The 15229-nt window shown below is 48.5% G+C and carries 17 protein-coding genes; 12 read left to right on the top strand and 5 right to left on the bottom strand.

Annotated features, from left to right (window positions below; genetic code table 11):
- Window positions 1–489: 489 nt before the first annotated feature.
- Window positions 490–1236, bottom strand: a complete 747-nt coding sequence (locus tag WN59_RS08320) for a hypothetical protein (RefSeq protein WP_046515631.1) — start codon at window positions 1234–1236, stop codon at window positions 490–492.
- Between the two features lie 125 nt (window positions 1237–1361).
- On the opposite strand from WN59_RS08320, the gene WN59_RS08315 reads away from it, so the two are divergent.
- The 5 genes from WN59_RS08315 (at window position 1362) to WN59_RS08305 (ending at window position 3669) form a co-directional block, all read left to right on the top strand.
- Window positions 1362–1868, top strand: a complete 507-nt coding sequence (locus WN59_RS08315) for a GrpB family protein (protein ID WP_046515629.1) — start codon at window positions 1362–1364, stop codon at window positions 1866–1868.
- Window positions 1861–2028: a hypothetical protein gene (locus tag WN59_RS13745; RefSeq protein WP_197073403.1), complete on the top strand. Its 168-nt coding sequence runs from the start codon at window positions 1861–1863 to the stop codon at window positions 2026–2028. The genes WN59_RS08315 and WN59_RS13745 overlap by 8 nt, the downstream gene beginning before the upstream one ends.
- Window positions 2025–2951: a diacylglycerol kinase gene (locus WN59_RS08310; protein WP_046515625.1), complete on the top strand. Its 927-nt coding sequence runs from the start codon at window positions 2025–2027 to the stop codon at window positions 2949–2951. The genes WN59_RS13745 and WN59_RS08310 overlap by 4 nt, the downstream gene beginning before the upstream one ends.
- Before the next feature lie 119 nt (window positions 2952–3070).
- Window positions 3071–3232: a hypothetical protein gene (locus WN59_RS13830; RefSeq protein WP_231577185.1), complete on the top strand. Its 162-nt coding sequence runs from the start codon at window positions 3071–3073 to the stop codon at window positions 3230–3232.
- 11 nt (window positions 3233–3243) lie between these two features.
- Window positions 3244–3669 (top strand): hypothetical protein, encoded by a 426-nt coding sequence (locus tag WN59_RS08305; RefSeq protein ID WP_231577183.1) that lies wholly within the window; start codon window positions 3244–3246, stop codon window positions 3667–3669.
- Window positions 3670–3760: 91 nt separating this feature from the next.
- On the opposite strand, the gene WN59_RS08300 is transcribed toward WN59_RS08305, so the two are convergent.
- Window positions 3761–4546: a glucose 1-dehydrogenase gene (locus tag WN59_RS08300; RefSeq protein ID WP_046515622.1), complete on the bottom strand. Its 786-nt coding sequence runs from the start codon at window positions 4544–4546 to the stop codon at window positions 3761–3763.
- Window positions 4547–4660: 114 nt separating this feature from the next.
- On the opposite strand from WN59_RS08300, the gene WN59_RS08295 reads away from it, so the two are divergent.
- From WN59_RS08295 to WN59_RS08280, 4 genes are all read left to right on the top strand, one after another.
- On the top strand, window positions 4661–6442 hold the full coding sequence (locus WN59_RS08295) for a 5'-nucleotidase C-terminal domain-containing protein (protein WP_046515621.1): 1782 nt from the start codon (window positions 4661–4663) through the stop codon (window positions 6440–6442).
- 11 nt (window positions 6443–6453) lie between these two features.
- Window positions 6454–7809 carry a 23S rRNA (uracil(1939)-C(5))-methyltransferase RlmD gene (gene rlmD / locus WN59_RS08290; protein WP_046515805.1) on the top strand — a complete coding sequence of 452 codons (1356 nt, stop codon included), beginning with the start codon at window positions 6454–6456 and terminating at the stop codon, window positions 7807–7809.
- A gap of 59 nt (window positions 7810–7868) precedes the next feature.
- Window positions 7869–8405: a DUF1697 domain-containing protein gene (locus WN59_RS08285; RefSeq protein WP_046515618.1), complete on the top strand. Its 537-nt coding sequence runs from the start codon at window positions 7869–7871 to the stop codon at window positions 8403–8405.
- Between the two features lie 122 nt (window positions 8406–8527).
- The gene (locus WN59_RS08280) at window positions 8528–9499 is read left to right on the top strand and encodes a tRNA dihydrouridine synthase (protein ID WP_046515615.1); all 972 of its coding nucleotides are present in this window, start codon (window positions 8528–8530) and stop codon (window positions 9497–9499) included.
- A gap of 35 nt (window positions 9500–9534) precedes the next feature.
- On the opposite strand, the gene WN59_RS08275 is transcribed toward WN59_RS08280, so the two are convergent.
- From WN59_RS08275 to WN59_RS08265, 3 genes are all read right to left on the bottom strand, one after another.
- Entirely contained in the window at window positions 9535–10068 is a 534-nt protein-coding gene (locus WN59_RS08275; protein ID WP_046515801.1) for a dihydrofolate reductase family protein, read from the bottom strand.
- Window positions 10069–10213: 145 nt separating this feature from the next.
- Window positions 10214–11758: a sodium:solute symporter gene (locus WN59_RS08270; RefSeq protein ID WP_046515613.1), complete on the bottom strand. Its 1545-nt coding sequence runs from the start codon at window positions 11756–11758 to the stop codon at window positions 10214–10216.
- Window positions 11759–11853: 95 nt separating this feature from the next.
- A complete protein-coding gene (locus WN59_RS08265) occupies window positions 11854–12723 on the bottom strand; it encodes an N-acetylneuraminate lyase (RefSeq protein ID WP_046515610.1) in 870 nt (289 codons plus the stop codon).
- A 184-nt stretch (window positions 12724–12907) separates the two neighbouring features.
- On the opposite strand from WN59_RS08265, the gene WN59_RS08260 reads away from it, so the two are divergent.
- From WN59_RS08260 to WN59_RS08250, 3 genes are read left to right on the top strand one after another with little or no spacing between them, the layout of a single operon-like run.
- On the top strand, window positions 12908–13618 hold the full coding sequence (locus WN59_RS08260) for a FadR/GntR family transcriptional regulator (protein WP_046515607.1): 711 nt from the start codon (window positions 12908–12910) through the stop codon (window positions 13616–13618).
- The gene (locus tag WN59_RS08255; protein ID WP_046515604.1) at window positions 13599–14279 is read left to right on the top strand and encodes a FadR/GntR family transcriptional regulator; all 681 of its coding nucleotides are present in this window, start codon (window positions 13599–13601) and stop codon (window positions 14277–14279) included. The genes WN59_RS08260 and WN59_RS08255 overlap by 20 nt, the downstream gene beginning before the upstream one ends.
- A 9-nt stretch (window positions 14280–14288) precedes the next feature.
- Window positions 14289–15161, top strand: coding sequence for an ROK family protein (locus WN59_RS08250; protein WP_046515603.1), 873 nt, complete (start codon window positions 14289–14291; stop codon window positions 15159–15161).
- Window positions 15162–15229: the final 68 nt, after the last annotated feature.

Here is a 15229-nt window from a genome sequence, read left to right as displayed (position 1 = left end):
GGATGCTGCTCACATTATTGGTTTTTATTCATTGATGTGAGAGGCGGGGTTTTATCGATATGGAATCGAAAACAAGAGAGGCAGCAGCTCTTATCATGGATTGCCGGTCGGTAATAAGAGAACCGCTCGTCTTGTCATCGAATCAAAAACGACAATAAGAGCAGGGGTGTTTCTTGTCTTCGAAATTAAATCGAAAATAAGAGAACGTCCCGGCTTATCATGGATTGCCGGTCGGTAATAAGAGAACCGCTCGTCTTGTCATCGAATCAAAAACGACAATAAGAGCAGGGGTGTTTCTTGTCTTCGAAATTAAATCGAAAATAAGAGAACGTCCCGGCTTATCATCGATTGCCGATCGATAATAAGAGAAGACCGTCTCTTGTCATCGAATCAAAAACGACAATAAGAGAACAAGAATTCCAGTTCCACACCAGCCATAAAAGCACCGGATCCAGTCGGATCCGGTGCCTCATCGTCGTTTCTTCAATTTTATTCGGTCATATATCCATAAATGTTTTCTGCAATGATGCTTTCTGTTTCTTCTGTAAGAGTGCCGGCATCGTAATCGTAGAATTCGCCGTCTGGCGCAGTGTTCTGGTTGTCGATGTAGAAGTAGTCGTTTTCCGTAAGATACGTCTGATCTTCTGCAAGGACAGCTGCGAGATTTTCATGCTCGTGTACGTTCGGATTGCCGAGAATGTATACGACCTTGCCGCTGTTGTAGATATTCATGTAGGCGCTGGTGAGGTTGTCTGTATCACGCTCGGGCAGGACCTCGTCGTTGTAGTCCCTGATCTGCAGCGCATCCATGATGACGGCGTCGCTGTTGTCGCTCACTGTAAGTTCTGTCAGGCCGACGGTGTTGGTATCTACGTCGATGCGGTTGAACTCGATGTGGTCACTTCCGAACTGCCCCGCAAGCGTTTCGATGAAACCATCTGTATAATACGAAGGGAGAAGGACGTCGATGATGAGCGCTTCATTATTTTCCACGGCCTGGGTGTAGCGTTCCTGCAGTGGTTCCTGGCTGAAAGCGAGGTCATCACCGGCTTCATCACTGGCGTTTCCATCTTCACCGGATGTTTCAGAGCCGCTGTCTTCACTGTTTTCCTCTGTTTCCTCCTGTGAGGTCCCGGAGATGATATCTGTTTGATCAATATTCTGGCTCATGCCAAAGTTTACATACAGCCCGGCGCCAAATACGATGAGCAGTATGACGATTAATACATTTTTCATGGTGGCCTCCTTGATATGGGATGTTCATACTTTCAATGGTATATGGTATAATATGAAAAATAAAAAAATTGTCAAATTAATTATACACAAATCTGTTTGTGAATGATATATAGGAATGATAAACAATGAATGACAGCTTATTATATGAAAAAGCATCAGAGTGTTATATTAAGGCGACACTCGATATACTCAATCATTACAAATCAGTGGCGATGGAAGTTCACCATGTCGGGTCGACAAGTCTCGGGCCGGCCGCACTTCCCGGGGATATAGATATACTGCTGCTTGTCAAAAACAGCCAGTTGCCGGTAGAACTCCCGGGACATATGATCGAGGAAGGGTACGAAGTCGTCGAAGAAGTCAGTCCTTATTATAAGGGGGTGACGATTCTCCGCTGTCCCTATGAAGAATTTGCGGTGAACTTCATACTGATGGAGTACGGATCAAAGCGGAAGGATGACATCCTTTACTGCAGGGACTGCATCAATGAAAATCCATCGTATGCATGCCGGTTGAAAGAGATCAAAGATGATTACCTGGAATCCAGGATCAGCAGGGCGGAGTATCAGGCGGAAAAGTCAAGGTTGTTCCTCGCGATTACCGGCCAGCCCGGGGATGCTGAATTTGTATAGGTTTTTATTCGTCCTGAACTTTGTGCTGATCGGACTCATGATTTTCATGTCAGCACTCGATATGCCTGCTCTGACCCGCATACTGCAGATTGTTGTGTTTTTACTCAGCGTCTATTTGTTCTACTCATATTCAAAACATGAAATTAGGAGAAAGAAATGAAAACTGCGAGAATCATATACAACCCGACCTCCGGCAGAGAGATATTCAAAGAATCACTGGCAGCTGTGCTTGAACGGCTGGAAATGAATGGATATATTACGAGTGCGCACGCGACCACCGGAGAGGGGGATGCGGTTTCTGCTGCCGCGAAAGCATGTGAGATGGACTTTGACCTCATCGTTGCCGCAGGCGGAGACGGTACGGTCAATGAAGTGATCAACGGCATGGCCGGTTTTGAGGATCGTCCGGCACTCGGCATCGTGCCGACGGGGACTGTGAACGATTTTGCCAAAGCGCTGCATATCCCGTCCGGCATACTGGATGCGATCGATACGATCGTGGACGGCAGGACCGCCCGGATCGACCTGGGGCGGATGAACAGCAAATATTTCATGAATATCGGCGGGGGCGGCAAGATCACCGCAGTCTCCTACGAAGCGCCGAGTAAACTGAAGGCAATCATCGGACCGCTTGCCTATTATGTCAAGGGGATTGAAATGCTGCCCCAGATCAGAAGCTCCAATGTAAGGATCGATTATGACGGCAATATTTTTGAAGGCAAGGTCATGCTGTTCCTGCTGGGACTGACCAATTCGATCGGCGGTTTTGACAAACTGGTGCCGGATGCGGAGTTCAATGACGGATACTTTTCACTGATCATCGTAGAGGAGGCAAGCCTTGCGGAACTCGGTCATATACTGACCCTGGCCACACGGGGCGAACATCTGAAGCATCCCAAAGTTCATGTGTACAAAGCCCAGGATGTCCATATCTCCTCATATGAGGAAGTGCAGCTCAATCTGGACGGAGAGTTCGGTGGCGTCCTGCCGGCCCATTTCGAAAATATGAAAGAGCACCTGGAAGTCAGGGTGCCGGAATCATTCTATAAAGTACATATACAAAAAGATGTATACGGCTATTGAGTCAAAAGATCCCGCAGGGGATCTTTTTTAATGGTTTCACCTGGGCTGCGGGGTGGGATATAACTGACATACATCGCAGCAGAGAGGGCACAAGTATACGGAGAGCAGGGGTGTCGTATATGTTCGGAATATCCGAACTGATTTCTCTCGTAATATCAATATTTTTCATACTGCCGGTCATTGTGCTGCTCAGGGAAATTGGATATCTGTTCGCAGCGATGCTGCTCGGTGCAAAAAATCCGAGGATTACCCTGGGGACATGCCCCGCCTGTTCAAGATAGGCATATTTGCTATGCGCAGGTATTACCAGCTGTACAGCTGGTTTTCCTATGACAGCATGAAATGGAACGGAAAATATGGACACATCTTTTTGTATACCAGTCCGATCATGGCCAATGTCATCGTCGGTGTCATAATAAATGCGCTGCTCGCCAATGGTTATATGGCGGAGCATGATACTTTCTGGAACCGTTTCATATTCTATGCATTCTATTACGTGCTGTTTGATGCAATTCCGATGAAGACACTGAACGGCATGCCGAACAACGGGATGGTCATGTATAACCTCATCAGGTTCGGCAGAAGGGTGGACCATAACAAAACACCGTTCCTGCCCGCCACCGGAGACACAGAAGAGAACTATCAGAATGAAATGCATGAAGTCGACCAGAAAATACAGGAGGAAAAGGACAGGAAAACAAAAATAAAAAAAACATAAGAAAGAAAAAGCGAGAAAGAAAAAAGAAAATAAAAGAAATTGATAAAGCACCTTCAGTCTGAACACCGAAAATACTTTTTACAATATCATTCTATCCATCATGTTCCGGGTTGCGGTGGGAAGGATACAGGCTCAGTCCGCCGTCAGCGACAATGGACTGGCCGGTGATATAGACTGATTCATCAGATGCCATGAATGCCGCGATGCTGGAAATGTGCTCGGGTTCTGCGACGAATCCCATCGGCACGAAATCATCCGCCCCTTTCTTTTCTTCGGGATTGGAGAAGAAATCTTCGTTGATCGGTGTGTTGACGCTGCCCGGTGCAATGTTGTTTACCCGGATGCCGAGCCTTGAATATTCGAGGGCGAGCGTCTGGGTCAGCATTTTCACACCGCCCTTGCTTGCAGTGTAATGCGCATAATGGGGCCACGGGATGATTTCATGGACACTTGATATGTTGATGATGCTGCCTTTCCTGCCGGTATCCAGGAAATGTCTGATCACTTCTTTGGAACCGATGAAGACACCGCGCAGATTTGTACTGATCACCTTGTCGAAATCGTCGACTGACAGTTCATGGCTCGGCACATCGGCCTGGATGCCGGCATTGTTGACCATGATATCGACACCGCCGAAATGTCCTATTGTCTCTCTGATTAGGGCAATCACTTCCTCCTCTTCAGTTACGTCACACTTCATCGTTCTGACCCTGTCAGCATCGAGGGAATCCACTATCCTATCCGCCGATTCACTGTCACTGTGATACGAAAACATCACATTCATGCCTTCATCGGCAAAACGTTCAACAACCGCCTTTCCGATACCGCTTGAGCCGCCGGTCACCACTGCGGTCCTGCCAAACAGATCCTTATACAAATAGCTCACCACTTTCAGTTTTGATCATTTGGTCTATACCCGTTATCGGGGATGGTATGCCTATATACTTCCCTATCTGATATAATGGGAACTACTACATTTTCGAGGTGCATTATGAAGCTGACAGTATTCGCTACGACGGATGTCCATGGCGCCGTCTATCCATATGACTATTTCAGCGGCAAAGAGAAAAATACAAGTCTTCTCCATATTAAATCCTATATCGACCGCTACAGGGAGGCGCGTCCCGATGAGATGGTCCTGACTGTCGATAACGGTGACATTCTGCAGGGCGACGTCTGGAACGATTATGACTTTGAAGCAGGTCATGGCCACCGGCTCCTGCCCCGGATTATAAATGATACTTACGACGTAATCGGCATCGGCAATCATGAATTCAACTTCGGACTGGATTACCTCCATTCTGTCTACGGGGGCCTCAGACCTGTAATCATAAACTCCAATGTGGATTTCATGGATCATCCCTTGAAGGAACGGGTACTGCCCTATACAATCCTTGAGAAGGAGACGCCCGAGGGGATGATAAAGATCGGCTTCCTGAGCGTCGTGCCGACACAGATCCTGAAGTGGGATGCGTTCCATCTGGAAGGCCGGCTCAATGTTTCGGATATGCGGACGACGGTGGAAAAAACAGCCGCCGAGATGAAAGCGGCCGGCGCCGATCTCACAATACTCCTTTCGCATTCCGGCCTGAGTAAAAATCCGGACCACTTGAAAAAATACGGTGAGAACCAGACGCTCCTGATGACCATGATCCGGGATGTGGACGGCATCGTGTTCGGTCACACACATGAATTCTTTCCGGACAGGGACTTTGATGTATCGATCGGCACCATCGATTTCAAAAGAGGGACAATCAACAACAAACCGATGGTCCAGCCCGGCGTGTACGGAAGTCATGCCGGAAAGCTCAGTTTTGAAGTCGAAAGGACAGCGGAGGGCTGGCAGATCAGGCACCGGTCGGCCTGCCTGATCGATACTCAAGAAACACAGTTGGACCCACGCCTCACCGATAAATATGAACCTTTCCACAAAAAGGTGCTGGAGTACCTGTCTACGCCCATCGGAGAGATCGACAGCACCTGGCATACTTATTTCTCGAGACTGTTCCCTTCAAAAGCAGTCCAGGTGGTGGCGGAAGCGGGTAAAGCATATACAAAAAGATTGATTGAAACCGGTGAGCTTGAAAACCTGCCGGTCCTCGGCTTCAATGCCGCTGTCAAAGCGGGGCGGGACGGCCCTCATGACTTTACAGTGCTTGAAGCAGGGCCGGTGACATTGGCGGAAGCGATCGATCTGTACAAGCATGCAAATGCCCTGATCATCATCAAAATTGACGGGACCACGCTCAGGGAATGGCTGGAGTGGAGTGCATCGCAGTTCATCATTCCGGACGGGGACGGGTTTTTATTGAGGTCGAACCGTTCCAGGGACGGCTTCCCCGGTTATAACTATGATACGTTCTTTGACCTCGATTATGCCTTTGACATTACCCATCCGCCCAAGTATGATAGTACAGCCAAACAGATCAATGACTCGCGGCGGGTGTTTGAAGTGAAGTATATGGGCAGGGGGGTCGAGGATGATGATGAATTCATCGTCCCCGCCAACAATTACCGCGTATCCTATACACCTTTTTTGCGGGATGCTGAAATACTGCACGAATCAAAGGCCAGTGTGCGCGACATCGTCATCGATTACATGAGGAGCGGCCCGCAGTTTGAACTGCGTGACCCCATGAGGATTCTGCCTCGGGGCATATACAGGATGGACACAGCGACAAAGGCGAAGGATTATATAATGAAAGGCCAGCCGATCAAGCATGTGAAGGAAACGGAAAACGGCTTCAGCCACTATGAAATCAATCTGGAGTAAGAGGGATGAATATGACCGCAGTAACCAAGAATGAATATTATACAAAAACAGTGACGGACTATACGCATGAAGGCATGGGAGTGGTCAAAGTGGACCACTATCCGATCTTCGTGCCCGACGTACTCGTCGGGGAGGAAATTGAAGTCAAAGTCATAAAAGCCAATAGGAAATTCGGCTTCGGCAGAGTCAAGAGGTTCATCAAACCGTCTGCAAACCGCATAGATCCCCCGTGTCCGTATTACTATCAGTGCGGCGGGTGCCAGATACAGACGCTGAACTATGCGGAGCAGCTTGCCTTCAAGAAAGGGACGATGGACAAGAGCATCAACCGTATGGCAGGGCTGGGTAAAGACATCAACCCCGCCGTCGGCATGGATGAACCGATGTACTACCGCAACAAATCCCAAATTCCTGTGAAATTCAACAACGGCAGTGTGGAGATGGGATTCTATAAGCCGAGGAGCCACGATATCGTCGACATTGAACACTGCCTGATCCAAAAGGAGATCCACAATGATCTGATGGTCTTCATAAAAGAACTGCTCAACAAAGAGAAAGTGTCCGTCTATGATGAAGCCATGCATCAGGGGTTGCTGCGCCACGTCATCATCCGTTCCAACAACGATGACTCGGAAGTGCAGGTCGCATTCGTGACCAACGGCAGGAAAAATGTCTTCACCGACATCAACAAAGCCATCATCGGAACGTTCCCGATGGTCACAAGCATCGTCCAGAACATCAACCCGGAAAAGACGAACGTGATATTCGGTGACAGGACGGACGTCCTCTACGGAGAGGACTACATCACAGATACACTGCTCGGGAAAAAGTTCCGGATCAGGGCGAGATCCTTCTATCAGGTGAATCATGAACAGACGGAGAAACTTTACCGGAAAGCACTGGAAGCGGCCGATCTGAAAGGTGACGAGATCATCATCGATACGTATTGCGGCATCGGAACGATCGGGCTGTCGGCAACAGACCATGCAGGGAAGATCATCGGTATAGAAGTTGTTGATTCCGCAGTGGAGGATGCGCGGGAAAATGCCAGATTGAACGGCGCGGAGAATGCCGAGTTCCATCTGGGCAAATCGGAGGAAGTGATGAAGAAACTCGTCAAAGAGGGAGTGAAACCCGACGTCGTCTTCGTCGATCCACCGAGGAAAGGATGCCATCCTGAGTTTTTGGAAGCACTTGCCGAAGTCAGACCTGAGAAGATCATCTATGTATCCTGCAACCCGAGTACACTGCAGCGCGACCTGAAATATATGAACGAGCAAGGGTATGACATCAGTCCGGTCACGCCGGTCGACATGTTCCCACAGACGAATCATGTGGAGGGCGTCGTAGCACTGGAATTAAAATAATAAAGCGATGTCCAATCAGGCCAGACGTGCAGGCTCCAAAAACGAAGGGGGAACCGTGTATGATCTATGTGGCACTGCTCCGCGGCATCAATGTCGGCGGTAAAAACAAGATAGATATGAAAATGCTCAAGGAGACATTCGAGACTGCCGGAATGACTGATGTGGTGACTTATATCAATTCGGGCAATATAATTTTTTCGCATGCCAAGCTGACGGAATCAGGACTCGCCTCTAAATTGGAAGCAGCGATACTTGACGATTTCGATCTGGACATCAAAGTACTGATACGGAGCAGAGAAGAGATCGGAAAGGTTATCGGAGCACTTCCCGATACTTGGAAAAATGACAGGGAAATGAGAAGCGATGTCATGTTCCTCTGGAATGAAATCGATGATGCTTCCATACTCGAAAATCTGAAGGTACGAAAAGATATGGATACGGTGAAATATATTCCGGGAACCCTCCTGTGGTCAGTGGCCAAAACCAACCTTTCAAAAAGCGGCCTGCCGAAAGTGGTGGGGACCACCATCTACAAAAAAATGACCATCAGGAATGTGAATACGGTGCGTAAGATATATGAGCTGATGCAGATATAAAGAAAACAGGTATATAGAATAATGAAAATCCGGATTTCAGAATCTGGATTTTTATTTGCATCTGAGGTAAAATATAATGATTGAAATCACCGGATGGATATGACGGGGAGAGGAATTTGGTTATGAAAGAGAATTTTTGGCAGGAATTGCCGCGGCCTTTTTTTGTGCTTGCACCGATGGAGGATGTGACGGATGTCGTGTTCCGTCATGTGGTGGCGGAAGCGGCGGAACCGGATGTGTTTTTCACAGAATTTACGAATTCGGACAGCTATTGCCATCCTGAAGGCATACACAGTCTGCGCGGCCGGCTGACTTTCACAGAGGATGAACAGCCCATAGTTGCACATATATGGGGGGACAAACCTGAACATTTCCGCGAGATGAGCATCGGCATGGCGAATCGGGGATTTAAAGGCATCGACCTCAATATGGGCTGTCCGGTGCCGAATGTTGCCGGAGACGGCAAGGGCAGCGGGCTGATTCTGAGGCCTGAAGTTGCAGCTGAACTGATACAGGCGGCCAAGGCCGGCGGTCTGCCGGTCAGTGTGAAGACGCGGCTCGGCTATACTGAAATCGAAGAATGGCATGACTGGCTGAGACACGTTCTGGAGCAGGATATCGCGAACCTTTCGATACACTTGCGTACACGCAGGGAAATGAGCAAGTTTGATGCACACTGGGAACTGATCGCCGCGATAAAGCAGCTCCGTGACGAAGTGGCGCCGGATACGCTGCTCACGATCAACGGGGATATCCCGGACCGCCAGACAGGCATGGAACTTGTTGAAAAATACGGTGTGGATGGTGTGATGATCGGACGCGGGATATTTAAAAATCCATTCGCATTCGAACATGAACAAAAAGAGCACACGAGTGAGGAGCTGCTCGATCTTCTGAGAATGCACCTGGATCTTCACGACAAGTATTCAGAACTCGGACTACGGAACTACACCCAGCTCCACCGGTTCTTTAAAATATATATCAAAGGCTTCCGCGGGGCGGGGCAGTTAAGGAATGCGCTCATGAATACGAAATCGACAGATGAAGCGCGCGGACTGCTCAAAAGCTTTTCAGAAAATATGATTGTACAGTAAAAATCCAAGGATCCCCCTTGGATTTTTTTATCCCGCTACTTTTTGACTGTATAGTTCAGTTCTACAAACTGGTTGAATTCCCTGGAGCCTTTGAATTCGAGTTCATGATGATAGTCCCCGCTCCTGAACAGAGGGATGCCGTCACCAAGAATGACTGGCGCCACTGTGACCGTGATTTCATCAACCAGCCCCTGCTGCAGGTATTCATGGATCAGTTCGCCACCGCCCATGATCCAAATATTCCTGCCTTCTTTTTCCTTCAGTGAATGGATCAGTTCGCTTGTCTGTCCATTTATGAACTTCACATCTTCATTGTCCGGCATATCGGACCTTGTGTAGACATAGCAGTCGCGGTCCTTGTACGGGAATTCCTCTATCTCCTGATCGAGCAGCCAGTCGTAGGTGCGCCTGCCCATGATGACAGTGTCCACCGTATCATAGAATTCTGACGTGCCGTTATCCCCTTCACCTTCCACTTTGAACAGCCATTCCAATGAATCATCAGTCGTTGCGATATAGCCATCGAGCGTTGCTGCAATGAACAGGACCACTTTGCGGTCTGAAGCCATGGAATCATCCCTTTCACATCTTTTCATTTCCATTTTAACAATTTACAGCTGACTGGATAAAGCGAACAGATTCGCAGCTGATCCTCATTTTTGAGAAAAAGAAGCCGCTTACCGGTCGGCCCGGTAGGCGGCTTCCTGCTCTTGATTATGTGTTCTCCACGTTGACTGTCATATTCTCTTCGATTTCTTTTTCTTCTTTTGCATACTCATCATTTCGTGTGTAGATCGTGAGGCCTTTGATGTTTTTCGGTGATGCAGAGAACATAAGGCTCGCAACATATCCGAGTGCGAATGAGATGAGGAATGCGAATGTACTTACGGCAAACGGTGTCATGTTTGTCTGTCCGATGAAGTATGAAGCGATTGCGGCTCCGATGAGTCCGACCCAGACACCTTTTGTATTGGCACGTTTTGTGAATATGCCGAGTGCGAACACTGCGGCAATCGGTACTCCGAACAGGCCTGTGATGCTGAGGAACAGATTCCATGTCTCTTCCCTGTTGGTGGATACGAGGAAGAGGGCGGCGGACATGCCGAGTACACCGGAGAGAATGATTGCCCATCTTGCAAGTTTTACATCCACTGCCTGGTTCTTGCCGATGAAACGTCCCTTGAAGTCAGTGACGACACAAGCTGAAATACTGTTGAGACTGGATGAAATGGTCGACTGCGCCGCAGCGAATATGGCAGCGATCAGAAGTCCCGCCACGCCTGCAGGCAGTGTGGTCACGATGAAATAGGGCACGATTGCTGATGTATTGACGGATTCCGGAAGCCCACCCATGTCATTAAAGTAGCTGTAGAGCACTGTCCCCATACCATAGAAGATAGGAATGGTGATCAGAGCGAGTGCACCGTTTGTCCACAGTGACTTGCTCGTCTCTTTCAGTGAGCTTGTCGTCTGGTATCTCTGTACGACATCCTGACTCGCTGTGTACTGGTGCAGATTGTTGAATATCGATCCGATGAAGATGATCGGTATCGCTGCAGCGGCAGTTCCGAACTGGAAGTTCTGCGTTGTGATCAGTTTGTCATCCCGCATCGCATCCTCGACAAGCGTGCCAAATCCACCGTCGATATATGTGATTCCGAGGATCAGTATGAGCACTGCGCCGCCGAGCAGGATGATGCCCTGTATGACATCACTCCATATGACACCTTCGATTCCGCCGAGAAATGTGTAGATGATGCAGAGCAGTCCGACAACGGATGCGACGAGCATCGGATTGATATCGGAAACGGACGTGATGGCAAGTGTCGGAAGGTAGACGACGATCGCAATCCGGCCGATATGGAAGAGTATGAACAGGATACTTCCGACCGTCCTGAGTGATATCCCGAAACGTGCTTCCAGATATTCATACGCGCTGGTCACATTCAATTTCCTGAAAAACGGGATATAGAAGTAGATCAGTATCGGGATGATTGCGAAGATTGCGATGTTGCCTGCCGCATATGACCAGTCGGAGAGGAACGCCTGCTCCGGTGTGGACATATATGTGATGGCACTCAATGTTGTTGCGTAAATACTGAAACCTGCAGCCCATGCCGGAATCCTTCCGCCTGCTGTGAAGAATGAATCCGTACTTTTACCTGCGCGCTTTGTAAAATAAAGGCCGACACCGAGCATGCCGATAAGATAAACAATGATGACAAGCCAGTTTATTGCACCGAGGCCTGTTGTTTCCATGTTAAGTTCCCCCTGTCATTAACAGCTTTATAAACCGCTTACATATGGCTTTTTATGAAAGCCCCGACTCTGTGAGTGTAGGGCTTGCTTAAAATTTAGAGATTGAAATCTTCAACCAGCTTTTCAACTTTCCCGCGTTTTGAAGGGTCGAATGAGCTTAAAGGATTCTTGGTCGTTCCTGCATCGATGCCTTTGACGTTCAGTATTTCTTTCAGTGTCTGGTAGATACCGAGTTCAAGTACCTTTTCGATGATATCGTTTGCTTCATGCTGCACTTCATACGCTTCTTCGAATTTATTCTGTTCGCAAAGCTCCATGATTCTGCGCGATCTCAGACCGTTCACGTTGTACGTGCTGCCGATTGCGCCGTCGACTCCCGAAAGCAGACCGTATACGAGCATTTCATCAAAACCTGAGTAGATCAGTTTGTCAGGATAGCGGTTGCGGAGTCTTTCGAGTGCGAAGAAGTTGCTGTCGGTATATTTCACACCGATCACTTTTTCGTTGGCAAACAGTTCGTCAAATTGTTCCATGGATATTGCGACACCTGTGAGGGCGGGAATTGCATAGATGATCATGTCGTTGCCTGTTTCTTCAATGATCGTGTTGTAGTAGGATTTGATCTCCTCGAATGTAAACGGATAGTAGAATGGTGTAACAGCTGACAGGCTGTCATATCCGAGTTCTGTGGCGAACCTGCCGAGTTCAACCGCTTCCTCGAGGTTCAGGGATCCGACCTGTGCGATCAGTTTCACTGAATCCTTCGCTTCATCCTTGACTGTTTCAAAGATGAACTTCTTCTGATCTGTAGTCAGCAGGAAGTTTTCACCTGTACTTCCGTTGACGTACAGGCCGTCGACTTTCTGAACATCGATGTTATGTCTTACGACCTGTCTCAGACCTTCTTCTTTAATCTGTCCGTTTTCATCAAACGGGATGAGCAATGCTGTAAACAAACCTTTCATCACTGGTTCCTCCTATGAGTTGATAAAATCAATCGCTAAAAGATATAATATTGTCAGACCAATTTATAATTCCCATATTAGAGTGACTCTGATATATTGTCAAGGGGAAATGAGGAACCGTTTTCAAATCGCTTTTTACAAAAAACGGTGTGGTATGATGGGATTATTACAGGAGTGAGGACATATGGTCATTAAAAAGACTTCTCTGGTAGAAATAGCAGCGGAGAGGATAAAGCAGAATATAATAGAGAACAACCTGCGGCCGGGAGATAGATTCCTGTCGGAGAAAGAACTGACTCGGCAGCTTGAAGTCAGCAGGACAGTCGTCCGGGAAGCACTGAGGTCACTCTCTTCAATCGGTATCGTAGAAGTGCGCAAGGGGGGCGGTGTATATGTCGGCCACTCGAGTTTCGACTCGATAAAGAATATACTGGAACATCATCATGCGCTCCACGGTGTGAAACTCAGGGAACTGGCAGACATCAGGAAGGTCATTGAACTCGGGGCCGTCCGTCTCATCATAGAAAATGATCTGCAGATCGACAGGGCCTGTTTTGAAGAGATCAACGGCAGGTACCATGAGGCGATCCTGGCCGGCAAGGATACCAAGAAGTACGATCAGCAGTTCCATCAGCAGCTGATGAAAGAGACGGGAAATGATACTTTCTATAACTTCGCCGAAGTGATCCAGGAGTATTTCTCGCTGGTCAAAATCGATCTGGTCCAGTCCAGGGATTCTCTCATAAAATCATATGAGGAACATGAGGATATCATAGCCGCGCTGGTGCAAAAGGATCTTGTCCGCGCCCACAGCCTAATCGCAGAACATCTCGAACCTGTGTTCACATTCATCCGGCAAGTGGAGGAGGCCCGTGATGATGGAACCCATCAGTAATACGGAAAGGAAGTCCCTGAAGCAGACTGTCATACAGGAGATAAAAAGCTATATCATAGAGCATGGCCTCTCGGAGGGGGATAAACTGCCCACCGAGCGTAAATTTACAGAAATGTATGGCGTCAGCCGCTCGGTCGTCCGTGAAGCGCTCAGCTATTTGGAGAATACCGGTGTGATCAGCATCCGGCAGGGCCAGGGGGCGACGCTGAGCCGGTCGAATATCGACAAGCTCCTCAGCAATTTCTTCTTTCTGTGGAAGATCAACGGGGGTGACTTCGAAGAAGTTCTCAGCCTCCGCCTGATTTTTGAATCCAGTGCTATTGATGAAATCATCAGGAATGATGAAGCAGAACAGTTCGCTGCACTGGAGGCAGTTCTGAAACGGTATGATACAGTGGATTCAGCAGCCAGGTTCCGGGAAATAGACCGGGAATTCCATGAGCAGCTCCTTCGGTCGACCGGCAACGATCTGTTCATACAGATGACCAGCATCATTACGAACTATTTCTTCGAGGTTGCACCATCCATCGACCTGAGCAGCGAAGAGATAAAGAAGATGCTCAAAGAGCATAGGGAAATCATAGAAAAAATCATTGATAAGGATGCGGAGGGTGCCAAAAAGATATTGTCTGGGCACCTCGGCAACGTCAGGAAAGACTAGGTGGAAACGATGAGCTATCTGGCTGTAGATATCGGAGGGACATTCATCAAGAGTGCAGTGGTGAATGATGATCACAGTCTCTCGGTACGGGACAAGATAAAAACGGGCGGTAATCAAGACAACGGCATACTCAACAAAGTTGAATCCCTCGTCAGGGAGGAACTGGACCGGGGTGAAGACATCAGAGGCATCGGCATCAGTACGGCGGGAATCGTCGACAGGGAAAAGGGCGAAATCATCTATGCAGGACCGACGATTCCGGGTTATAAAGGGACGCCGTTCAAAGCACATCTGAGCAAACGGTTCGGCCTGCCTGTCCATGTTGAAAATGACGTGAATGCAGCGCTCCTGGGTGAGATGTGGAAAGGGGCGGGGCATGGCAAGGATGGCGTCTTCTGCATCACCCTAGGCACGGGTATAGGCGGAGCCTTCTACAGTGGCGGATTGACCGGCGGCGCGCACAACCAGGCAAATGCGGTGGGCTATCTGCTCAAAGATCCGTCCGGTTTGAATTATGAACAGCGCGCCGCCACGTCCGCACTCAAGCTGAGGCTGCAGGAGAGCCTGGGACCTGGAATGGAGACGGAAGAATTGTTTGAACGGGCCAGAGCCGGAGATGAACAAAGCAGGAAGATCATCAATGACTGGGCCCATGACGTGGCAGAAGGGCTGGCGCAGATTATCATCATGTTCGATCCCGGGCATGTGATCATCGGCGGCGGCATATCACAGCAGGGGGATTTCCTGCTCGATATCATAAAGAGGCACATAGAATCATTCCTGCCGCCGGATTTTTTGAAAACGGAATTTAAAATAGCAGAATTGTTCAATGATGCCGCCCTGTACGGGGCGGTCAGCCTGTTTATGCAGCCGGATAAATAATGTTGCTTGGACCATTCACAGTTTTATAATATACTATGGTAATAGGAATTAAACGTGAAAGAGGGTTC

This window comes from Salinicoccus sediminis (assembly GCF_000986795.1).
GTDB classification, from domain to species: Bacteria; Bacillota; Bacilli; order Staphylococcales; family Salinicoccaceae; genus Salinicoccus; species Salinicoccus sediminis.
Note: the sequence above shows the minus strand (reverse complement) of the source record. Positions and strands in the feature narration are given on the sequence as shown.

Coding starts and splice junctions, on each gene's coding strand:
- WN59_RS08320 (WP_046515631.1), bottom strand. CDS start 1,236: ATGAAAAATGTATTAATCGTCATACTGCTCATCGTATTTGGCGCCGGG.
- WN59_RS13830 (WP_231577185.1), top strand. CDS start 3,071: ATGTTCGGAATATCCGAACTGATTTCTCTCGTAATATCAATATTTTTC.
- WN59_RS08285 (WP_046515618.1), top strand. CDS start 7,869: ATGATCTATGTGGCACTGCTCCGCGGCATCAATGTCGGCGGTAAAAAC.
- WN59_RS08275 (WP_046515801.1), bottom strand. CDS start 10,068: ATGGCTTCAGACCGCAAAGTGGTCCTGTTCATTGCAGCAACGCTCGAT.
- WN59_RS08270 (WP_046515613.1), bottom strand. CDS start 11,758: ATGGAAACAACAGGCCTCGGTGCAATAAACTGGCTTGTCATCATTGTT.
- WN59_RS08260 (WP_046515607.1), top strand. CDS start 12,908: ATGGTCATTAAAAAGACTTCTCTGGTAGAAATAGCAGCGGAGAGGATA.
- WN59_RS08265 (WP_046515610.1), bottom strand. CDS start 12,723: ATGAAAGGTTTGTTTACAGCATTGCTCATCCCGTTTGATGAAAACGGA.
- WN59_RS08295 (WP_046515621.1), top strand. CDS start 4,661: ATGAAGCTGACAGTATTCGCTACGACGGATGTCCATGGCGCCGTCTAT.
- WN59_RS08250 (WP_046515603.1), top strand. CDS start 14,289: ATGAGCTATCTGGCTGTAGATATCGGAGGGACATTCATCAAGAGTGCA.
- WN59_RS08315 (WP_046515629.1), top strand. CDS start 1,362: ATGAATGACAGCTTATTATATGAAAAAGCATCAGAGTGTTATATTAAG.
- WN59_RS08305 (WP_231577183.1), top strand. CDS start 3,244: ATGCGCAGGTATTACCAGCTGTACAGCTGGTTTTCCTATGACAGCATG.
- WN59_RS08310 (WP_046515625.1), top strand. CDS start 2,025: ATGAAAACTGCGAGAATCATATACAACCCGACCTCCGGCAGAGAGATA.
- rlmD (WP_046515805.1), top strand. CDS start 6,454: ATGACCGCAGTAACCAAGAATGAATATTATACAAAAACAGTGACGGAC.
- WN59_RS08255 (WP_046515604.1), top strand. CDS start 13,599: ATGATGGAACCCATCAGTAATACGGAAAGGAAGTCCCTGAAGCAGACT.
- WN59_RS08280 (WP_046515615.1), top strand. CDS start 8,528: ATGAAAGAGAATTTTTGGCAGGAATTGCCGCGGCCTTTTTTTGTGCTT.